Source organism: Extensimonas vulgaris (assembly GCF_003337425.1).
GTDB lineage: Bacteria > Pseudomonadota > Gammaproteobacteria > Burkholderiales > Burkholderiaceae_C > Extensimonas > Extensimonas vulgaris.
On record NZ_QPJU01000004.1, the window covers coordinates 12,689 to 32,065 of the forward strand.

Annotated in this window: 14 protein-coding genes and 2 tRNA genes; 10 read left to right on the forward strand and 6 right to left on the reverse strand. The window is 67.0% G+C overall.

Going from position 1 to position 19,377, the window contains the following annotated elements; all coding sequences use genetic code 11:
* Window positions 1-5: 5 nt before the first annotated feature.
* The gene (locus DFR45_RS07225; RefSeq protein WP_114483044.1) at window positions 6-647 is read left to right on the forward strand and encodes a CoA transferase subunit B; all 642 of its coding nucleotides are present in this window, start codon (window positions 6-8) and stop codon (window positions 645-647) included.
* Window positions 648-688: 41 nt separating this feature from the next.
* Here the strand turns inward: DFR45_RS07225 and asd are convergent, their stop codons facing one another.
* The gene (asd, locus tag DFR45_RS07230) at window positions 689-1,549 is read right to left on the reverse strand and encodes an archaetidylserine decarboxylase (protein ID WP_114483045.1); all 861 of its coding nucleotides are present in this window, start codon (window positions 1,547-1,549) and stop codon (window positions 689-691) included.
* Between the two features lie 304 nt (window positions 1,550-1,853).
* Here asd and infA point away from each other — a divergent pair, with 304 nt between their 5' ends.
* Both infA and DFR45_RS07240 read left to right on the forward strand, forming a co-directional pair.
* On the forward strand, window positions 1,854-2,117 hold the full coding sequence (gene infA, locus DFR45_RS07235; RefSeq protein WP_114483046.1) for a translation initiation factor IF-1: 264 nt from the start codon (window positions 1,854-1,856) through the stop codon (window positions 2,115-2,117).
* A 60-nt stretch (window positions 2,118-2,177) separates the two neighbouring features.
* Window positions 2,178-2,254 (forward strand) — tRNA-Pro (locus DFR45_RS07240).
* A 156-nt stretch (window positions 2,255-2,410) separates the two neighbouring features.
* Here DFR45_RS07240 and DFR45_RS07245 read toward each other — a convergent pair.
* A tRNA-Leu gene (locus DFR45_RS07245) sits at window positions 2,411-2,495 on the reverse strand.
* A 19-nt stretch (window positions 2,496-2,514) separates the two neighbouring features.
* On the opposite strand from DFR45_RS07245, the gene rnr reads away from it, so the two are divergent.
* The gene (rnr, locus tag DFR45_RS07250) at window positions 2,515-4,854 is read left to right on the forward strand and encodes a ribonuclease R (protein ID WP_114483047.1); all 2,340 of its coding nucleotides are present in this window, start codon (window positions 2,515-2,517) and stop codon (window positions 4,852-4,854) included.
* A gap of 31 nt (window positions 4,855-4,885) precedes the next feature.
* Here rnr and DFR45_RS14685 read toward each other — a convergent pair whose 3' ends face one another.
* Window positions 4,886-6,595, reverse strand: a complete 1,710-nt coding sequence (locus DFR45_RS14685) for an NAD(P)H-hydrate dehydratase (RefSeq protein ID WP_241659363.1) — start codon at window positions 6,593-6,595, stop codon at window positions 4,886-4,888.
* A 279-nt stretch (window positions 6,596-6,874) separates the two neighbouring features.
* On the opposite strand from DFR45_RS14685, the gene DFR45_RS07265 reads away from it, so the two are divergent.
* The 6 genes from DFR45_RS07265 (at window position 6,875) to DFR45_RS07290 (ending at window position 15,002) form a co-directional block, all read left to right on the forward strand.
* Entirely contained in the window at window positions 6,875-8,323 is a 1,449-nt protein-coding gene (locus DFR45_RS07265; RefSeq protein ID WP_421782208.1) for an MFS transporter, read from the forward strand.
* Window positions 8,324-8,467: 144 nt separating this feature from the next.
* Window positions 8,468-10,894 carry a Tex family protein gene (locus DFR45_RS07270; RefSeq protein ID WP_114483049.1) on the forward strand — a complete coding sequence of 809 codons (2,427 nt, stop codon included), beginning with the start codon at window positions 8,468-8,470 and terminating at the stop codon, window positions 10,892-10,894.
* A gap of 56 nt (window positions 10,895-10,950) precedes the next feature.
* Window positions 10,951-11,763: an HDOD domain-containing protein gene (locus DFR45_RS07275; protein ID WP_114483050.1), complete on the forward strand. Its 813-nt coding sequence runs from the start codon at window positions 10,951-10,953 to the stop codon at window positions 11,761-11,763.
* A 380-nt stretch (window positions 11,764-12,143) separates the two neighbouring features.
* Window positions 12,144-13,157 carry an NADPH-dependent aldehyde reductase Ahr gene (ahr, locus tag DFR45_RS07280; RefSeq protein WP_144686931.1) on the forward strand — a complete coding sequence of 338 codons (1,014 nt, stop codon included), beginning with the start codon at window positions 12,144-12,146 and terminating at the stop codon, window positions 13,155-13,157.
* A gap of 12 nt (window positions 13,158-13,169) precedes the next feature.
* On the forward strand, window positions 13,170-14,150 hold the full coding sequence (locus DFR45_RS07285; RefSeq protein WP_114483051.1) for an aldo/keto reductase: 981 nt from the start codon (window positions 13,170-13,172) through the stop codon (window positions 14,148-14,150).
* A 36-nt stretch (window positions 14,151-14,186) separates the two neighbouring features.
* Window positions 14,187-15,002, forward strand: coding sequence for an SDR family NAD(P)-dependent oxidoreductase (locus DFR45_RS07290; RefSeq protein WP_114483052.1), 816 nt, complete (start codon window positions 14,187-14,189; stop codon window positions 15,000-15,002).
* A 48-nt stretch (window positions 15,003-15,050) separates the two neighbouring features.
* On the opposite strand, the gene DFR45_RS07295 is transcribed toward DFR45_RS07290, so the two are convergent.
* The 3 genes from DFR45_RS07295 to DFR45_RS07305 all read right to left on the reverse strand — a co-directional run bounded on the left by DFR45_RS07295 (window position 15,051) and on the right by DFR45_RS07305 (window position 19,235).
* On the reverse strand, window positions 15,051-17,741 hold the full coding sequence (locus DFR45_RS07295) for a chemotaxis protein CheW (RefSeq protein ID WP_241659364.1): 2,691 nt from the start codon (window positions 17,739-17,741) through the stop codon (window positions 15,051-15,053).
* A gap of 167 nt (window positions 17,742-17,908) precedes the next feature.
* A complete protein-coding gene (locus DFR45_RS07300) occupies window positions 17,909-18,460 on the reverse strand; it encodes an NUDIX hydrolase (RefSeq protein ID WP_114483053.1) in 552 nt (183 codons plus the stop codon).
* Between the two features lie 76 nt (window positions 18,461-18,536).
* Window positions 18,537-19,235: a fumarylacetoacetate hydrolase family protein gene (locus DFR45_RS07305; RefSeq protein WP_114483054.1), complete on the reverse strand. Its 699-nt coding sequence runs from the start codon at window positions 19,233-19,235 to the stop codon at window positions 18,537-18,539.
* Window positions 19,236-19,377 lie beyond the last annotated feature (142 nt).

Sequence of the window (19,377 nt, forward strand, 5' to 3'; positions counted from 1 at the left end):
ACGTCATGCCCTGGAATCATGACCAAATGGCTGCGCGCGCAGCGCAGGAATTGCAAGATGGCTTTTATGTCAACCTCGGCATTGGCATCCCCACGCTGGTGGCCAACCATGTGCCCAACCACGTCGAAGTGTGGCTGCAGAGCGAAAACGGCATGCTCGGCATAGGGCCCTTCCCGTATGAGGACGAAGTCGATCCCGACCTGATCAACGCGGGCAAGCAGACCGTGACGACGATCAAGGGCTCGTCGATTTTCAGCAGCGATCAGTCTTTCGCGATGATCCGCGGCGGCAAGATCAACCTGTCGATCCTGGGCGCGATGCAAGTCAGCGAAAAGGGCGATCTGGCCAACTGGATGATCCCTGGCAAGATGGTCAAAGGCATGGGCGGGGCCATGGACTTGGTGGCCGGCGTGCCGCGCGTGATCGTGCTCATGGAGCACGTGGCGCGCCGCAAGGATGGCGGCGAAGACTTGAAAATCCTGCCTCAGTGCACGTTGCCGCTCACGGGCGTGGGCGTGGTCGATCGCATCATCACCGACCTGGCGGTGCTCGACGTCACGCCGCAAGGGCTCAAGCTCATCGAACTCGCGCCGGGCGTGACCATGGACACGCTGCGCGCCAAGACGGGTGTGCCCGTGCTTGCCTGAGCGAAAGGCGCAAGCCGGCGTGCAGCGGACGGGGGGTGGGGTCAGCCGGCTGAATACGAAGCCATGGCCTCGCCGAGCCGCACGCCCTGGCCGGCTTGCCACCGGGGATGGAATTGCAAGGACAGGTTCGGCTTGCGCGGCAGCAGCAGTACCACGGTCGAGCCGAGCTGAAAGCGCCCCATCTCCTGCCCTTGCTCTAGTCGTACTTGGCCCGCGCTGTAGTCCCAGCGGCGCACCACGCCGGGGCGCGGCGGATTCACCTGCCCGTGCCACACCGTGGCCATGCTGCCGACGATGGTCGCGCCCACGAGAACGAGAACGAAGGGGCCGTGGACGGAGTCGAATACGCAGAGCACACGCTCGTTGCGCGCAAAAAGCCCGGGAATGCCACGTGCCGTGGCCGGGTTGACCGAAAACAACTCGCCGGGCACATGCACCATGCGCTGCAATTCTCCGGCGCAAGGCATGTGGATGCGGTGGTAGTCACGCGGGCTCAAGTAAAGCGTGGCAAAGTAGCCCTGCGCGAACTGCGCTGCAAGCGCAGCATCGCCGCCGAGCAAGGCCGTGGCGCTGTAAGAATGTCCCTTAGCCTGGAAAATCTGCCCCGCCTCGATCGCGCCGAACTGGCTGATTGCACCATCGACTGGGCAGATCCAGTCCGCTTGGGCCAGGGGGCGAGCATCGGCGCGCAAGGCGCGCGTGAAAAAGTCGTTGAAGCTGGCATAACGCGCAATATCGGGCTGGGCTGCTTCGGCCATGTCCACGCGGTAGTGGGCCACGAATCGGCGGATTGCAAAATGCGTCAAAGCCCCCAACTGGGCGCGTGCAAAACGGCCGGCCAGCACGGTGAGCGCCCGTTTGGGCAGAATCTGTTGCAGGGCGACGAATAGACGGTCGTGCAAGAAAGATGCCTCTCGAAAAGCTGCGCATTGTAGGCGCGCAGCAAAAAACCGCTGGCGTTACAATCAGCCGTTTTGCACGGCGCTGTGCGGCGCCTTTGCCTTCAGCAGTCTGAGTCCCTGGCTTTGGGGCGCCAGCCAGCGGTGCATCGTGGGCCGCAATGCGCTGCGCCCTTGGGCGCGGAGAACTTTTACCGCGCTTGCAGCAGTTCATCTCTGTCCGCATCTATCGGCGCCACAGACTCAGCGGGCATGGATTTTTGCTGCGCTGGCGCAAAGAAAAATCACATTTGTCAAAAAACAATTTATGGCCAAAGAAGAATTGATCGAAATGCAGGGCGTCGTGACCGAAGTGCTGCCGGATTCACGTTTTCGTGTAACGCTCGACAACGGTCACCAACTGATTGCCTATACCGGCGGAAAGATGCGCAAACACCATATTCGCATTCTGGCGGGCGACCGGGTGTCGCTCGAAATGTCGCCTTATGACTTGACCAAGGGCCGCATCACCTTCCGTCATCTGCCCGGCCGTGGCCCGGCGCCTTCAGGAACGTCAGGCTCAAGCCGTTGAACAAAAAGCCGCACGGCTTCGCCAGGAAAGCCCATTTTGCACGGTAGAATTGCCGTTTGTCGGAGCGTAGCGCAGCCTGGTAGCGCATCTGCTTTGGGAGCAGAGGGTCGCGAGTTCGAATCCCGCCGCTCCGACCAAGTTTTGACTTCTCCAAGGGGCTTGCGGTCTATGCTGCAAGCCCTTTTCTGTCGGCAAAAGAAAAAGACGCACAAAAAAGCCTGCAATGAATCGTCATTGCAGGCTAAGCCAAAATCTTGGATGAAATACCGGTGCGCTTTGCGCAGGTTTTTGCGTGGTGCCCAGGAGAGGACTCGAACCTCCACGATGTTACTCGCTAGTACCTGAAACTAGTGCGTCTACCAATTCCGCCACCTGGGCATTTCAGGAAAGAACGAAATTGTACACTAAAAAAACCACTTCAGTCAGAGCCTCGAGCGCAGGCGCCCAACAAAGTCGCCTGACCGATGAGATCGTGGGCACGGTGCAGGGGCATCGCGATGGGCATGGCTTTGTCATCCGCGACGATGGCGAGCCCGACATCTATCTGCCGCCGAATGAAATGCGCGCCGTGCTGCACAAGGACAGGGTGCGCGTGCGCATCGTGCGCTACGACCGGCGCGGCCGCCCCGAGGGGCATGTGGTCGAGATCATCGAGCGTCCGCCGCAGCCCATCATCGGGCGCCTGCTGCAGGAAAGCGGTGTGTGGCTCGTCGCGCCCGAGGACAAGCGCTATGGGCAGGACATTTTGATTCCCAAGGGCGCGACGGGCAGCGCGAAGCCGGGGCAGGTGGTGGTGGTGCAGCTGACCGAGCCGCCGGCGCTGTTCGGCCAGCCCGTGGGGCGCGTGACCGAGGTGCTCGGCGAGGTCGATGACCCGGGCATGGAAATCGAAATCGCCGTGCGCAAGTACGGCGTGCCGCATGTGTTTTCGGCTGAATGTCTGGCTGAAACCAAGGCCTTGCCCGACAAGGTGCGCGCGCAGGACAAGCGCGCGCGCATAGACCTGACCGATGTGCCGCTCGTCACCATCGATGGCGAGGATGCGCGCGACTTCGACGACGCCGTTTACGCCGAGCCTGCGCGCGTGGGGCGCGGCAAGGGTTGGCGCCTGCTCGTGGCGATCGCCGACGTGAGCCACTACGTGAAGACCGGCAGCGCCATAGACACCGACGCTTACGAGCGCGCCACGAGCGTGTATTTCCCGCGTCGCGTGATCCCCATGCTGCCGGAAAAGCTCAGCAACGGGCTGTGCTCGCTCAATCCGCAGGTCGAGCGGCTGTGCATGGTTTGCGACATGCTCGTCACCGCCAAGGGCGAGGTGCACGCCTACCAGTTCTACCCCGCGGTGATGCGCAGCCACGCGCGCTTCACCTACACCGAGGTGGCCGCGATCTTGGCCAACACGCGCGGGCCCGAGGCCGCGAAATACGCCGAGCGCGTGCAGGACTTGCTGCACCTGCACGACGTCTATCGTGCGCTGCTGCAGGCGCGGCAGGCGCGCGGCGCGGTGGACTTCGAAACCACCGAGACACAGATCATTTGCGACGACAACGGCCGCATCGAAAAAATCGTGCCGCGCACGCGCAACGAGGCGCACCGCCTGATCGAAGAGGCCATGCTCGCGGCCAACGAGTGCAGCGCCGACTTCATCGCCCAAGGCGGCCACGCCAGCCTGTACCGCGTGCACGAAGGCCCCACGCCCGAAAAACTCGAAGTTCTGCGCAACTACCTCAAGGCCATGGCCGTGGGCATGTCGATCAGCGAGAATCCGCGCCCCGCAGAATTCCAGGCCATCGCCGAGGCGACCAAAGCCCGGCCCGATGCGCAGCAGATCCACACCATGCTGCTGCGCTCCATGCAGCAAGCGATCTACACGCCCTACAACAGCGGCCATTTCGGCCTGGCGTTCGAGGCCTACACGCATTTCACGAGCCCCATCCGGCGCTACCCCGACTTGCTGGTGCACCGCGTCATCAAGGCCATCCTGGCGGGCAAAAAATACCGTTTGCCCCCTTTGCCCACGCCCGGCGAAGCCCAGTTCAAGCTCGCCAAGCGCCTTGCGGGGCGTGCGGGAGCCGGCGCACAGGCCGAGGCGCCGGTGCGCGTGGACCCGGAACTGCTCGCCTGGGAGGCTGCGGGCCTGCACTGCAGCGCCAACGAGCGCCGCGCGGACGAGGCCAGCCGTGACGTGGAAGCCTGGCTCAAGTGCAAATACATGCGCGAGCACCTGGGTGAGGAATTCAGCGGCGTGGTCAGTGCCGTCACGGGTTTTGGCATCTTCGTCACGCTCGACGCCTTGTACGTCGAAGGGCTGGTGCACATCACCGAGCTCGGCGGCGAGTATTTCCGCTTCGACGAAGCGCGCCAGGAACTGCGCGGCGAGCGCACGGGCATTCGCTATGGCATAGGCACGCGGCTGCGCGTGCAGGTCAGCCGCGTCGATCTGGACGGCCGCCGCATCGACTTTCGCCTCGTGCGCGAGGGCGAGGATCGTCCGGCGCGCAGCGCCAAGGACAAGGGTGAGAAAAACACCGACCAAGCTGCGGCGCGCGAAGTGTCTGCCCCGGTGCCCGACGCCGTGCCCGATGCAGCGCCCAAGTCAAACCCGCGGACGCCACGCAAACGCGAGAAAAAGCCTGAAGCGGCCGGGCTCGAACGCCCCGCAGCGCGCACCAGCCGCAAGGGGATGAAGAAGGCAGGCAAAGACGCTGCCGGGAAACGCCCTCCGCGGCGTTGACGCGCCCCTTTGGCGCCTTCGGCGGCACGTCTCAAACACACAAACTTCGCGCCAAAGCCCCCGCCGTGAGCGTGCGTCCCGCGAGCCATTGGTCGGCGGCCTGGCCGTGCTGGTACACGGCGGCGCACGCCGCTTGCAAGGCCGTGTGTCCGGCGGCAAGGCGCGCACCGATCAGGCCCGCGAGCACGTCGCCCGTGCCGGCGGTGGCCAGGCGTGCGTTGCCCGTCGGATTGATGCTGGGCGCGGCGCCGGGCGCGGCGACGACGGTGCCCGAGCCTTTGAGCACGGCCACGCACTGAAAGCGCTCGGCCAGCGCGCGTGCGGCGCGCAGGCGGTCGGCCTGGACACTTGCCGCATCGGTACCGAGCAGGCGCGCGGCTTCGAGCGGGTGCGGCGTAAGCACGGTGGGCTGGCCGCGGCTCGCGCGTGCGGCCAGCAGCGCTTGCAGCGGCGGCGTTGCGGCGATGGTGTTGAGCGCGTCGGCGTCGAGCACGAGCCGCGCGGCGTGTTCGAGCACCGCGGGCAGCACGGCGCGCACGGCCTCGCCGCCACCGCAGCCGCATACCACGCTGAGCTGCTCGAGCGCGAGCACCTCGAAGCGGCGCAGCATGAGCTCGGGCTGCTGCACATCGACGGCCAGGCCCGCATCGTCGAGCAGCGCGAGCAGCACGCGCCCGGCGCCGCCGTGCAGCGCGGCAGAGGCGGCCAGCAGCGCGGCCCCCGTCATGCCCAGGCCGCGCCGCGCGAGCCCTTCGCCGCCGACCACGGCCACGTCGCCAAAGCTGCCCTTGTGGCTTGCGTGCGCACGCGGTGCGGGCGCGGGCGGGCCACTGAGCCAGGCGCTCGCGGGCATGTCGGCGCTAGGAGCCTGTCGGACTTTGGGCTTCGAAAGCGAGAATGGGCCCCGGCGAGGCCAGTTTTTGCCGGATTCGCCGCCCCATAGCGGGACTATGGGGCAAGAAGACGGTAAAAAATGGGCCGCTGCGGCGCATTCGCAGCCGACGATTCCAAAGTCCGACAGGCTCCTAGACATGTCGGTTTCGGGCGCCACGCCCAGATCGTCGAACCACAGCGTGCCGCAGGCGTCGCGGCCTTCGCAGGTGAACAAGCCGGGTTTGAGCGTGAGCAGGCTCAGCGTGTGGCGGCGGTTTTCGGCATAAAAATGGCCGTTTTCGCCCGTGTAGAAATCACTAGTAGCTTCTGAATAAATAGCATCCGGGCGCAGCCAGCGGCCCGTGTCGGCGTTCAGGCCCGTGGGCAGATCGACGGCCAGGCTGCGCGCGGGGCTTGCCGCCATGTGCGCGAGCCATGCGGCCATGCGCCCTTCGGGGGCGCGCGTCACACCGATGCCGAGCAGCGCGTCTATGCAGAGGTCTTGCGCCTGCAGCGCAGGCGGCGCGTCGGCAAAGCACACGCCGGCGGCGCGGGCGCGTGCGAGCGAGGCGCGCGCGTCGGCGGGGGCATGGGCTTCGTCGCCAAGCCAGGTGACCACGGGTGCAAGCCCCCATTGGCGCAGGTGCATCGCGGCTTCGAGTCCGTCCCCGCCGTTATTGCCGGGGCCGCAGGCGACCCACACGGTACGCGCGTGCGGCGCGAGCGCCAGCGCGAGCCGCGCCACCGCCAAGCCTGCGCGCTGCATCAAGGTGTGCGGCGGCAGCGTGGCGGCAGCGGCTTGTTCGATGCGGCGCGTGGCCGCGGTGTCGTACAGCGGGTAGGGGGTGGAGGGTGTGATGCGAAGCATGGTGCGAAGGAGTCCGGTAGGTGCGGTGCCCACAGCAGGGGGCTGTGCAATAGCGTGGATTTTGCGCTGCTGCGCATCCACAGGGCCAATGCTCGCTGCTTGTCAGGGGCAGCGGCGCGCAGCGCATGTCAAGGTGCGCAAGCCGCACAGCGGGGCCGCCGGGTTTCTCGCGCAGCGCCGCACGCCATCGGGCGGAGCTGGCGACAATCGACGGCTATGCGTTCTTCTTCTTTTCATTCCGTCATGCAGGCGAGCCCGGCCGCGGCGTCTGCTGCCGCAATGTCCGCTCCTGCGAAGGCTGGCCACTCCTTGCCGCCCGAGAGCCTGCCCAAAAGCCTGTCTGCAACACCCGGCGCGCCCGATCCCGAGCGCGCGAGCAGCCTTGCGATGCTGGTGGTGGTCTGTGGCATCGCTGCGGCGGTGCTCGACGCGAGCATCGTCAATCTGGCGCTGCCCGGCATCGCGCAGGAGTTGCAGGCCGACGCGGCGCAAGCGATCTGGGTGCTCAACGCCTACCAGATGGCGACGCTGGTGATGCTGTTGCCACTCGCGGCGCTGGGCGAGCGGCTGGGCTACCGGCGCGTGTACCTGGGCGGGGTGATCTTGTTCACGCTGGCTTCGCTGGGTGCGATGCTCGCGCATTCGCTCTGGACTCTGATTTTGGCGCGCGCCGTGCAGGGCCTGGGAGCCGCCGGGGTGATGAGTGTGAACACGGCGCTGGTGCGGCTGATTTACCCGCGCGCGCTGCTGGGGCGGGGCATGGCCATCAATTCGATGGTGGTGGCGGTGTCTTCCGTGGCCGGGCCGGCGGTGGCGGCGGCGATCTTGTCGGTGGCCTCGTGGCCCTGGCTGTTTGCGCTCAACCTGCCGCTCGGGGCCTTCGTGCTGTGGCTGGGGTGGCGCGCACTGCCGTTCAATGCCCACCCGCACACGGGCGCGCAGCGCCTGGGCTGGCTCGACGTGCTGCTCAACGTGTTGATGTTCAGCCTGGTGTTCGTCGGCGTCGATCAACTGGGGGTGCGCAGAGAGCAGAAGGCGGGTGTGGATGCCGGGCTGGGCTGGGCGCTGCTCGTCGCGGGGGTGCTGGTGGGCTGGTTCTATGTGCGGCGCCAGCGCCACCTGGCGGCGCCCCTGTTTCCGATCGACTTGCTGCGCATCCGGGTGTTTGCGCTTTCCATGGCTTCGTCCGTCGGGGCGTTCTGCGCGCAGACGCTGGCTTATGTAGCGCTGCCCTTTTTGCTGCTCGACACTTTCGGACGCACGCACTTGCAGGCGGGTCTGCTGATCTCGGCCTGGCCCTTGGCCATCGTGGCGGTGGCGCCGCTGGCCGGGCGGCTGATCGGGCGCTACCCCGGTGGGCTGCTGGGGGGCATAGGCATGGCGGTGTTTGCCTGCGGGCTGCTGCTGCTTGCGCTGCTGCCGGCGCAGCCGACGAATTTCGACATGGTCTGGCGCCTGGCGCTGTGCGGCGCGGGTTTTGCGCTGTTCCAGTCGCCCAACAACCACACCATCGTGACCTCGGCGCCCTTGCACCGCAGCGGCGCGGCCAGCGGCATGCTGGGCACGGCGCGGCTCACGGGGCAGACGCTGGGCGCGGTGGTGCTCGCGGGCTTGTTTTCGCTGTGGCCCGCGCAGCTCGGGCGTGCGCCCATCGTGGCGCTGTGGGTGGCCGCAGGCTTTGCGGCGCTCGCGGGCGTGACGAGCACGCTGCGCGTGCGCGCAGCGTGAGCAAAGATTGCGCATAAAAAATGGCTTTTGTGCGCAATTGGCAAGCGTCTGCAGATATGCTTTTGGGAGCATTTTGAGCGCTCTCATGCTGCCGGCGTATGGCACACTCGCAGGCTTTCCCGTGCCTGTTTTCGCTATAGAACCATGGAATCCATCGTCCGGCAGCTTGCCGCAGAAATCCGTATTTCCGAGGCGCAGGTGCGCGCCGCCGTCGCTTTGCTCGACGGCGGGGCCACGGTGCCCTTCATCGCGCGCTACCGCAAAGAGGCCACGAACGGGCTCGACGACGTGCAGCTGCGCGAACTCGAAGCGCGCCTGGCGTACCTGCGCGAGCTGGCCGAGCGGCGTGCGGCCGTGCTCAAGAGCATAGACGCGCAGGGCAAGCTCACCGACGCGCTGCGCGCCGCGATCGCCGCTGCGCCGACCAAGCAGGAGCTCGAAGACCTGTACCTGCCGTTCAAGCAAAAGCGCCGCACCAAGGGGCAGATCGCGCGCGAATGCGGGCTCGAGCCGCTCGCGGACCTGCTCTGGGCCGACCCCACGCGCGACCCGGCCGAGGCCGCGCAGGCCTTTTTGCGCGCGCCCGAAGTGCTCGAGGATGGCAAGCCGGGGCCGGACTTTTCCACCGTGGCAGCGGTGCTAGACGGCGTGCGCGACATCCTGAGCGAACGCTGGGCCGAAGACGCGGCGCTCGTGCAGGTGCTGCGCGCCTGGCTCTGGGACGAGGGCGTGCTCGCGAGCCGCAAGATCGAGGGCAAGAACGAGAGCGACCCCGAAGTCGCCAAGTTCCGCGACTATTTCGACTATGCCGAGCCGATCCGCCGCGTGCCCTCGCACCGCGCGCTGGCCGTGTTCCGCGGGCGCGCGCTCGAGGTTCTGGACGTGAAGCTGCTGCAACCCGCAGAGCCCGCGCCCGGCCAGGCGAGCCTGGCCGAAGGGCGCATCGCGCTGCACCTGGGCTGGAGCCACAGCGGCCGCGCCGCGGACGACCTGCTGCGCAAGTGCGTGGCCTGGACCTGGCGCGTCAAGCTCAGCCTGGCGCTGGAGCGCGACCTGTTCAACCGCTTGCGCGAAGAGGCCGAGCAGGTGGCGATCAAGGTCTTTGCCGACAACCTGCGCGACCTGCTGCTCGCCGCGCCCGCGGGCCCGCGCGTGGTCATGGGGCTCGATCCGGGCATACGCACGGGCGTCAAGGTCGCCGTGGTCGATGCCACGGGCAAGCTCGTCGCCACCGCCACGGTGTATCCGCACGAGCCGCGGCGCGACTGGGACGGGGCGCTCTTCACACTCGCGCAGCTGTGCGAGCGCCACCGCGTGCAGCTCATCGCGATCGGCAACGGCACCGCGAGCCGCGAGACCGACAAGCTCGCGGCCGAGCTCATCGCTTTGGTACAAAAACAGGCCAAAGCCAAGGCGGATACTGCGCTCGCAGCTATACAAAAAATAGTCGTGAGCGAAGCCGGCGCCTCGGTCTATTCGGCCAGCGAGTACGCGGCGCAGGAAATGCCCGACGTCGATGTGAGCCTGCGCGGCGCCGTGAGCATCGCGCGGCGCCTGCAAGACCCGCTCGCCGAACTCGTGAAGATCGACCCCAAGAGCATAGGCGTGGGCCAGTACCAGCACGACGTGAACCAGAGCGCGCTCGCGCGCACGCTGGACGCGGTGGTCGAGGACTGCGTGAACGCCGTGGGCGTGGACTTGAACACGGCGAGCGTGCCGCTGCTCGCGCGCGTCTCGGGGCTCTCGCCCGGCGTGGCGCGCGCCGTGGTGCACTGGCGCGAGGCGCATGGCGCGTTCCGCAGCCGCAGGCAGCTGCTCGAAGTCGCGGGCCTGGGCCCCAAAACCTTCGAGCAAAGCGCGGGCTTCCTGCGCATCCGCGGCGGGGACAACCCGCTCGACATGACCGGCGTGCACCCCGAAACCTACCCCGTGGTCGAGCAGATCATCGCGCGTGTCGGCAAACCCGTGGCGGAGTTGATGGGGCGCGCCGAGCTGCTGCAAAGCCTGCGCCCCGAGCTGTTCGCGAATGAGCGCTTCGGCGTCATCACGGTGCGCGACATCCTCGGCGAGCTCGAAAAACCGGGCCGCGACCCGCGTCCGGACTTCAAGGTGGCGCGCCTGCACGAAGGCGTGGAGGACATCACCGATCTGCGCGAAGGCATGGTGCTCGAAGGCACGGTCAGCAACGTGGCGCAGTTCGGCGCCTTCGTCGATCTGGGCGTGCACCAAGACGGCTTGGTGCACGTGAGCCAGCTCGCGCACCGCTTCGTGCACGACGCGCGCGAAGTGGTCAAAACCGGCGACATCGTGAAGGTGCGCGTGCTTGAAGTCGATGTGCCGCGCAAGCGCATCAGCCTGAGCATGAAGCTGGACGCTGCCCCGGCGCCGCCGGGCGCGCGGCGTGGCGCCGAGCCGCATGCGTCGGGCGCCGCACATGGCAGAAACAGTCAGAACGGCCCGCGCTCCGCCAGCCCCAGCCGCCACACGCCGCGCAATGCAGAACCGGCAGCGCCCTCGGCCATGGCCGCAGCCTTTGCCAAACTGCAGCGAGGCAAGGGGCCAGTGCCCTGAGCCCCTGCCAAGGCGAGGGCTGACCCACCTCCCGCACGCGCACGACTGACGACGTCATGCAAGAGCTCGACGCGCTGCTGGCCCACAGCGGTAAGCTGCCCGCCTTGCCGCGCAGCGTGGCGCTGCTGCTGGCCGAGCTCGCGCACGCGCAGCCCGATCTGCGCCGGCTGAACCAGCACTTCGGGCAAGACCCGGTGCTGGCCGCGCGTTTGCTGGCGCTGGCCAATGGCCCGGCATTCCAGATGGCGCGGCAGGTGGCCGGCATCCCTGAGGCGCTGGCGCTGGCAAGTGGGCAGCAGCTGCGCACGCTCGTGGCCGCAACGGCGGTGAGCACTGCAGCGCAAGCCCCATCAGGCGTGCGCCTGGCGCAGTTTGCGCACTACAGCCAGCAGACGGCGCGCCTGGCGCGTGCACTGGCGGGTCAGCTGCCGCAAGACCAGGTCGCCGCCTACACCGTGGGCTTGCTGCATGGGCTGGGCGAACTGCTCTTGCGCCTGGGCATGCCCGAAGAGATGAGCGCCATCGATGCGCTGGTGTCGCCGCTCGATGCGCGGCGTGGCTTGGTCGAGCAGCAAATCCTGGGCTATAGCTATGCGCAGGTGAGCGCACGCCTGGCCGAGCGTTGGCGCTTGCCCATGCGTATCGTCGAAGCAATGCGCTACCAGAATGAACCGCTCGCAGAAAACGCAGGCGAGCCGCTCGCAGCCATCGTCCACCTCGCCTCCTGGCGCATGCGTGCGCACCTGGCGAAGCTGGACGAAAAGCAAATGGCCGACAGCTTTCCGGGCGACGTGGGCCTGCTCGTGGGCTTGGACATCGACATGGTGCTGCAGCAAGACCCTTTCGACTGGCGCGGCCAGCCAGCGTAGAACGTAGAAAACGCGCGCTGCTGCATCCTTGTTTGCGTAAGTCCGACAGGCTGCCCTTGAATCGCAGTTTTTGCCCGCTTGCAACGGGCAGCGGCGAATACCCCTGCGGGGCAGTGAAGTCTTCGCGACTGCGAATGCCAACATGCTTCGTGCTGGGTTATTGTTTTAGGGTTTTCCCTTATCTAGTCCAGTGTTCGACGCTATCTGCGACATAAAACCGCGTCTTTTTGGCCTGGGCCGCGTTGCAAATCCTCGCGATACCACCCGGTATCGCTGCGGTTTGCGCCTTGCCCAGACCAAAAATCCATCGGTTTTATTTGTCGCATCAAGCATCAAACACAGCACTAGTTTGCGTATCCAACCGTTGAAGGAGTCTCTTGATGGGCATGATCAAATCCTGGGCCGCCAAGGCCGCCGGACAAGCGCTCGAGCGTTACGACTACGACCCCGGCCCGCTCGGCGCCGAAGAGGTGGAGATCGCGGTCGAATACTGCGGCGTCTGCCATTCGGACTTGTCCATGATCGACAACGAATGGGGCATGGCCAGTTTTCCGCTGGTGCCTGGGCACGAAGTGGTGGGCCGTGTGGCGGCATTGGGCAGCCAGACCAAGGGCTTGCAGGTGGGCCAGCTCGTCGGTCTGGGCTGGACGGCCGCCAGCTGCATGCACTGCCGTAGCTGCCTGGGCGGCGACCACAACCTGTGTGCCCACGCCCAGCCCACCATCGTGGGACACCATGGCGGTTTCGCCGACCGTGTGCGCGGCCACTGGGCCTGGGTGGTGCCGCTGCCCGAAGGCGTGCGCGCCGAAGTGGCCGGGCCCTTGCTGTGCGGCGGCATCACGGTGTTCAACCCGCTGCTCGAATTCGATATCCTGCCCACGAGCCGCGTGGGCGTGGCGGGCATTGGCGGCCTGGGCCACATGGCGCTGCGCTTTGCGCGCGCCTGGGGCTGCGAGGTCACGGCCTTTACCTCGAGTCCGGACAAGGCCCAGGAGGCGCTCGAGCTCGGTGCCCACCGCGTCGTCTCCAGCCGCGACGGCACGGCGATCCGCGCCATCGCGGGGCAGCTCGACCTGATCCTCGTGACCGCGAACGCCGCGCTCGATTGGGACGCCATGCTCACGGCGCTCGGGCCGCGCGGGCGGCTGCACGTGGTGGGCGCAGTGCCGCAGCCTATTCCTGTGCCCGCGTTCTCGCTGATTTTCGGGCAAAAGCAGGTGTCCGGTTCGCCCTCCGGCTCGCCGACGGCGATCGCGCGCATGCTCGACTTCTGCGCGCGCCACGGGATCGAGCCCATGGTGGAGATGTTCCCCATGTCCGAGGTCAACCAAGCCTTGGAACGCCTGCGCACGGGCAAAGTGCGTTACCGCGCAGTGTTGCGCAATGATTTTTGAAAGGCCATTGAGATGCAAGAACGTCAATTGGGTGCACTGAAAGTTTCGGCGCTCGGGCTTGGCTGTATGGGTATGTCCGAGTTTTACGGACCGGGCGACGAGGCCGAAGCCATCGCCACCATTCACCGCGCGCTCGACCTGGGGGTGACGCTGCTCGACACCGCCGACATGTACGGCGTCGGGCGCAACGAGGAGCTGGTGGGGCGTGCGATCCGCGGGCGGCGCGAGCAGGTGGTGCTGGCGACCAAGTTCGGCAACGTGCGCGCTCCCGATGGCAGCTTCGTGCGTATCGACGGCTGCCCCGAATATGTGCGCGCCGCCTGCGAGGCGAGTCTGCGCCGCCTTGGGGTGGAGACCATCGATCTGTATTACCAGCACCGCGTCGATCCGAACACCCCGATCGAGGACACGGTGGGTGCGATGGCCGAGCTCGTGCGCGCGGGCAAGGTGCGCTACCTTGGCCTGTCCGAGGCCGCGCCCGAGACGATTCGGCGCGCGCACGCGGTGCATCCCATCACCGCCTTGCAAACCGAGTATTCGCTGTGGAGCCGCGACCCCGAGGACGCCATCCTGCCCACGGTGCGCGCCCTGGGCATCGGTTTCGTGGCCTACAGCCCACTGGGGCGCGGCCTTCTGACCGGGCAGATCAAGCGCATCGAAGACCTGGCGGCCGACGACTACCGGCGCAACAGCCCGCGTTTTCAAGGCGAGAACTTCGCGCGCAATCTGGCGTTGGTGGCCGAGGTCGAGGCCATGGCGCGCGAAAAAGGCTGCACGCCCGCGCAGCTCGCGCTCGCCTGGGTGCTGGCGCAGGGACAGGACATCGTTCCCATTCCTGGCACCAAGCGGCGCCGTTACCTTGAAGAAAACCTGGGCGCTCTGGCCGTGCAGCTGGACGCACAAGACCTCGAGCGCATCCACCGTATCCTGCCGCCGGGAGCGGCTGCGGGGACGCGCTACGCAGCGCCGCAGATGCAGGCACTCAATCGTTGACGCTGGCAGGCTGCTAGCGCCCAAAGGAATGACCCTATGAGCAGCACCAGTGCGACAGAAGATTTTTTGCGCGAGCGCGTGGCCATCGTCACGGGCGGTGGGCGCGGGATGGGGCGGGCGATGACGCTCGCTCTCGCCGCGGCGGGCATGCATGTGATTGCCACGGCGGCACGCGAGCGCGCCGAGGTCGAGGCGGTGGCCGAAGAGGCGCAGCGTCAATGCGGTCATGCGCGTGTGCTGCCGCTGTGCGCCGACGTCACGCACGAAGACGACTGCGAGCGCGTCGTGGCTGCGGCGTTGCAGCGTTTCGGGCGGCTGGACGTCCTCGTCAACAACGCCGGGCGCGGCATGAAGTACGTGAGCCCGCAATTCCTGACCGAGCCCACGCGCTTTTGGCAAACCGACCCTGCCGTGTGGCGCATGGTCATCGATACCAACGTGAACGGGCCGTTTTTCATGGCACGGGCGGCGGTGCCGACGATGCTGCAGGCGGGCTGGGGGCGCATCGTCAACCTTTCGATGAACCGTGAGACGATGCGCCGGCGCGGTTTTTCGCCCTACGGCCCCTCCAAGGCCGCGCTCGAGTCCGAAACCGTCATCTGGGCCCAAGACCTTGCTGGTACGGGCGTCACCGTGAATGCGCTGCTGCCCGGCGGCGCGACGCACACCGGCATGATTCCCGAGGGCGTGGACGCTTCGGTGCGCGCCGGCCTGCTGGTCCCCGAGGTGGTGGTGCCGCCGCTGCTTTGGCTGCTCTCCCCCGCGGCCGATACCGTGACGGGCAAGCGCGTGGTCGCAAACCGCTGGCGCGCCGGCCACGAAGGCGACGCGCTCGAGGACGCGGGCTGCTGACGCGGGCTGCAACGGCGTCTTTGCGCACGCCTCGTTGTATGCGCCGCATCATGCGACGCGCAATGCAGCCTGCTCCTGGATGTCGCGGGTGCGGCTTGTCGTTGCCGGATCGGCGGGCGTGCTGCTGGGGTCGCTGGGTGCTTGCTGCACCGCAGACAGCGTGCTGCTGCGCAGCGCCTGCATGAGCCGACCCGCGTCCAGGCACTGCACCAGTAGCGGCGGCTCGCCCGGGGCCGGGTCGGGCTGGATCAGTGCGGTGACGAGCTGCGCCTGGTTGCCCAGCACGTTCGGTGCCTCGAAGATGCGCGTGCGCGCAAAGGCCGTGACGCCGTGCAGTTCGTTGACGAGCAGGCCGATGCGCCGCCCTTCGTGCTGCAGCACGATGACCTGGCTGTCGGGCGTGATCTCGGACGGCGTGCCGCGCAGCAGCTGGCCCAGGTCGAACACCCAGACGTAGCCGGTGACGCTGCCGTGCGCCTTGCGTGCGAGCGTGCCCACGCAGTAGGGCATGCGCCCGGCAGAAACGGCCGCGATGGCGCTCGCGGGCAGGGCTTCGAGCACTTCCTCGGCCTTGAATGCGAACAGTGCGGCGTCGATGAAGAAGGTCGCCATCTCCTGCACCTCGGTCTGGCCCACGTCGGCCGTGAGGACGGTGCGGCGGCGCTGCACGGCGTCCAGGGCCCCGGTCTGCACCGCGCCCAGCGACTCGAACGAGAGTGCGAGCACGTCGTCGCGGTAGCCGTCGCTGACCTTGAACTCGCGGTAGCCGTGCGAGGCCGAGCAGCCGACGATGCAGTAATGCCCGTCGTGCACCATGGCGCGCGAGGTGCTGTGGCCGTTGGGCAGCGCGAGCAGGTCCGGCGGCAGCGCCATGGTGTGACCGGGCGGGCGCGCGGGGTCGGTGCTCGCAATCACTTGGCCCGAGCGGTGCACGAACACGGTGTGCGTGTGCGGTTTGCTTGCCGTGGCGCCGCGCAGCATGGCGTCGAACTCCACGCTGGAGTTGAACACGATGCCTATGCCGCCCACGACTTCGCTGGCAGCGCCGGGCGCGCGGATCGCGGCGTGATAGACGTAAGTCAGGCGCCCTTCGTCGAGCGCCGAGGCCTGCCAGGGCGAGACATGGTAGGACTGCGTGTCGGGCAGCGTGAGCACCGCGGCGAGTGTGGCCGGGTCTATGCGCGTGCCGAGCACCGAGCTGCCGTCCTTGCACGTGGGGCGGCTCGCGGCGACGATGCGGCCCGTGCGGTCATAGACCACGAGGCGCGTATAGACCGTGTAAAGGCTGTTGATGTGCTCGAGGATGCGGCAGGCCGTGGTTACGTCTTCTGCCTGCAGGCGGCCCTGCGCGGCGTCGGCGAGCAGGGCGCGCAGCTCGGGTGTGAGCGCCCACCAGCGGCAGTCGTTGGCACGCTCGTAGAGGTTGCGGTCGAGCAGATCGACGAGCAGCTGCGTGAGGAACATGCTGTCGCGCATGCGCGAGCTCAGCACGGTGTCGTAGAGGTCGCGGATCGACTGCGTGAACACCTCATTGGTGCGCGCGCCGGTCTCGCCGATCTGCTCGAGCACGGCCTTGAGCTTTTGCGCCGCGCCTTGCTTGCCCGCGGTCATGACCTGGCCGTTCCAGACCACGCGGCGTATGGTGTCGGCCGCGGTGACGATTTCATACAGCGGTGGGCAGAAGGTCTTGGCGTGTGCGAGCAGCCCCTGCGCAATCGCCGGGTCGAGCGCGTCTATGGTGCGCTGCAGCTTGGCCGAAAACGCCAGCTCCACGGGCACCATGACCTGCCCCTTCCAGCCCGGCGGGCCGGGGTAGCCCTGGTAGCCTTGTGACGCCACCGTGCGCACCAGATAGGTGCGCCCGCCGTGCACCAGCAACTGCGGCGCACCGCCGAGGTTCACGGGCACCTGCGCGCCCACGGGAATCCACAGCGCGTCACTGCTCGCAATCACGCGGTTGTCGGCGTCGAGTAGCAGCGCGATGTTGCGCTGGTTCCTGCCCTGGCGCGCATGGAAGATGCCCTCCATTTCGCTGTGAAAGGCAAAGCTCAGGCACAGCACGCCGGCCGGCTGGCCGGTGCGTGGGTCGAGCATGCGCTGCGAGTAGATCAGCGCATGTTCCTTGCCGGGGCGCAAGGGCGTGGCGCGAAAGGTCTCGACGTGGCCCGTGGCGGCGAGCGTCTGCGCGATCAGCGGGTCGTGGCTGCCTTCGACGGGTGCGTCTTCGTCGATCTGCGCGAGCACGGCGCCCTCGCGGTCGAGCAGCATGATTTCGTCATAGACCGTGTATTTGTTGCGGTACTCGCGCAGGCGCTGCAGCACGGGGCCGGCGTCGGTGGTGATGCCCGCGACGAAGCGGCACAAGTCTTGGTCGGTGGCGAGAAATCCCACGTCGGCCGTGCGCTCGTAGAGGTTGCGCACCACGATGTCGATCACGTGGTGCGCATGCGTGCCGATCTCGGCCATGACTTCGCCGAGCGACTCCTGCACCAGCGAATGCACCAGGTCGCCCTCGAGGCGCTGAAAGCCCGCGCGCGTGGCCGCCATCATGGGCAGGATGCTGTGCGCCTCCTCGGGGCAGTTCATCTTGGCGGAAGACTCTATGAGCCGCCACATCAGATTGAGCTCGCGCAGCGCGCTCTCGCAGCGCACCACGTCGCGCATGAAGGGGATGAAGGTGTCGGTGTGGACGCTGGCGGCGGTAGATACGTCCGCTGCGTCGATGTTGCCGTGGGCCATGGGCTGCTTTCCTTTTTTGCGCGGGGTGGGCCTGCGGTAAGGCAGGCGTCGTTACTTCCTGAAACGACACAAGCAATAGGCTTGCCAACCCGTGGACTTGGCCGCGCAAAAAAGCAAAGCGTGCGCTGGAGCGGATGCGGCGCAGCGGCCGCTGCATCCACGCGGGGCTACTCGATGTCTATGCAGTGCAGGCCGAAGCTGCCGCGTTTGCGGTCGGCGAAGTAGCAGCGCAGCGTCTCATTCACGGTGCGAAACGCGATTTCGTCCCAGGGCACCTCGTCTTCGGCGAACAGACGTGCCTCTATGGTTTCGTGGCCGGGGTTGAACTGATCGCTCAGCAGCGTGGCGAGGTAAAACAAATGCACCTGGCCCACGCGCGGCACGCTGAGCAGGGTGAACAGCGGCCCCAGACGGATGTGCGCACCGGCTTCTTCCTCGGTTTCGCGCACGGCCCCTTCGGCGGTGGTTTCGTCGAGCTCCATGAAGCCCGCGGGCAGCGTCCACTTGCCCCAGCGCGGCTCGATGTTGCGTTTGCACAGCAGCACGCGACCATCGGCAGACACCGGCACCGTGCCCACGACGTTGAGCGGGTTCTCGTAGTGGATGGTGCCGCAGACGGTGCACACGGCGCGCTCGCGCGTGTCGCCGTCGTCCGGCAGGCGGTAGGTCACGGCGGCGCCGCAGGCACGGCAATACTTGATGGGACTGCGGAAGGTCATGCAGGAATTTTGGATGAAAAATGCTTCTTATGCTTGTCTGATCTGCGCTAATAGCTATTGAAAAAATAGCGTTCGTTCAGACGACTTGTACGCGCAAGGGCGTGAGGCCAGCGACGCCGCATTCGATCACGTCGCCGCGCACCACCGCGCCCACGCCTTCGGGCGTGCCGGTGTAGATCAGGTCGCCGGGCTGCAGCGTCCAGGCGGCCGAGAGGTGCTCTATGGTTTCGGCGATGTTCCAGATCATTTGGCTGATCTGGCTGCGCTGGCGCTCAGCACCGTTGACCTGCAGCCAGATCGCGGCCTGCGCGAGATCGCCCACCTGCTCGGCGGGGGTGATAGGCGCGATCGGCGCGCTGTGCTCGAACGCCTTGCCTATGGACCAGGGGCGGCCTTGCTTTTTCATCTCGTTTTGCAGGTCGCGCCGCGTCATGTCCAGGCCCACGGCGTAGCCGAACACATGCTGCAGTGCATCGGCGGCGCGGATGTTGCTGCCGCCACGGCCCAAGGCGACGACGAGCTCGACCTCGTGGTGCAGGTTGCTCGTGAGGCTGGGGTAGGGCAGCGCGCCGGTTTCGCCCGCCGGCACGGCCAGTACGGCGTCGGCGGGTTTGAGGAAGAAAAACGGCGGCTCGCGCCCCGTGAAGCCCATTTCCTTGGCGTGCTCGGCGTAGTTGCGACCCACGCAGTAGATGCGGTGCACGGGAAAGCGCTCGGCCCGGCCTACGACGGGCACGCTGGCGATGGCAGGGGGTGGGAAAACGTAGTGCGTCATGCAAAAACTCAGCTGGCAGCGGGGTGGAGATTTTGGGTGTTGTGTGTGCGGCGCGGGCGACGGCGACACAAGCTGCAGTGTGCCATGGCGAAGCTGCCTGCGCAGTTGCTGGTGCAGGCTGGCGGTGCGCGGTTATGCTGCC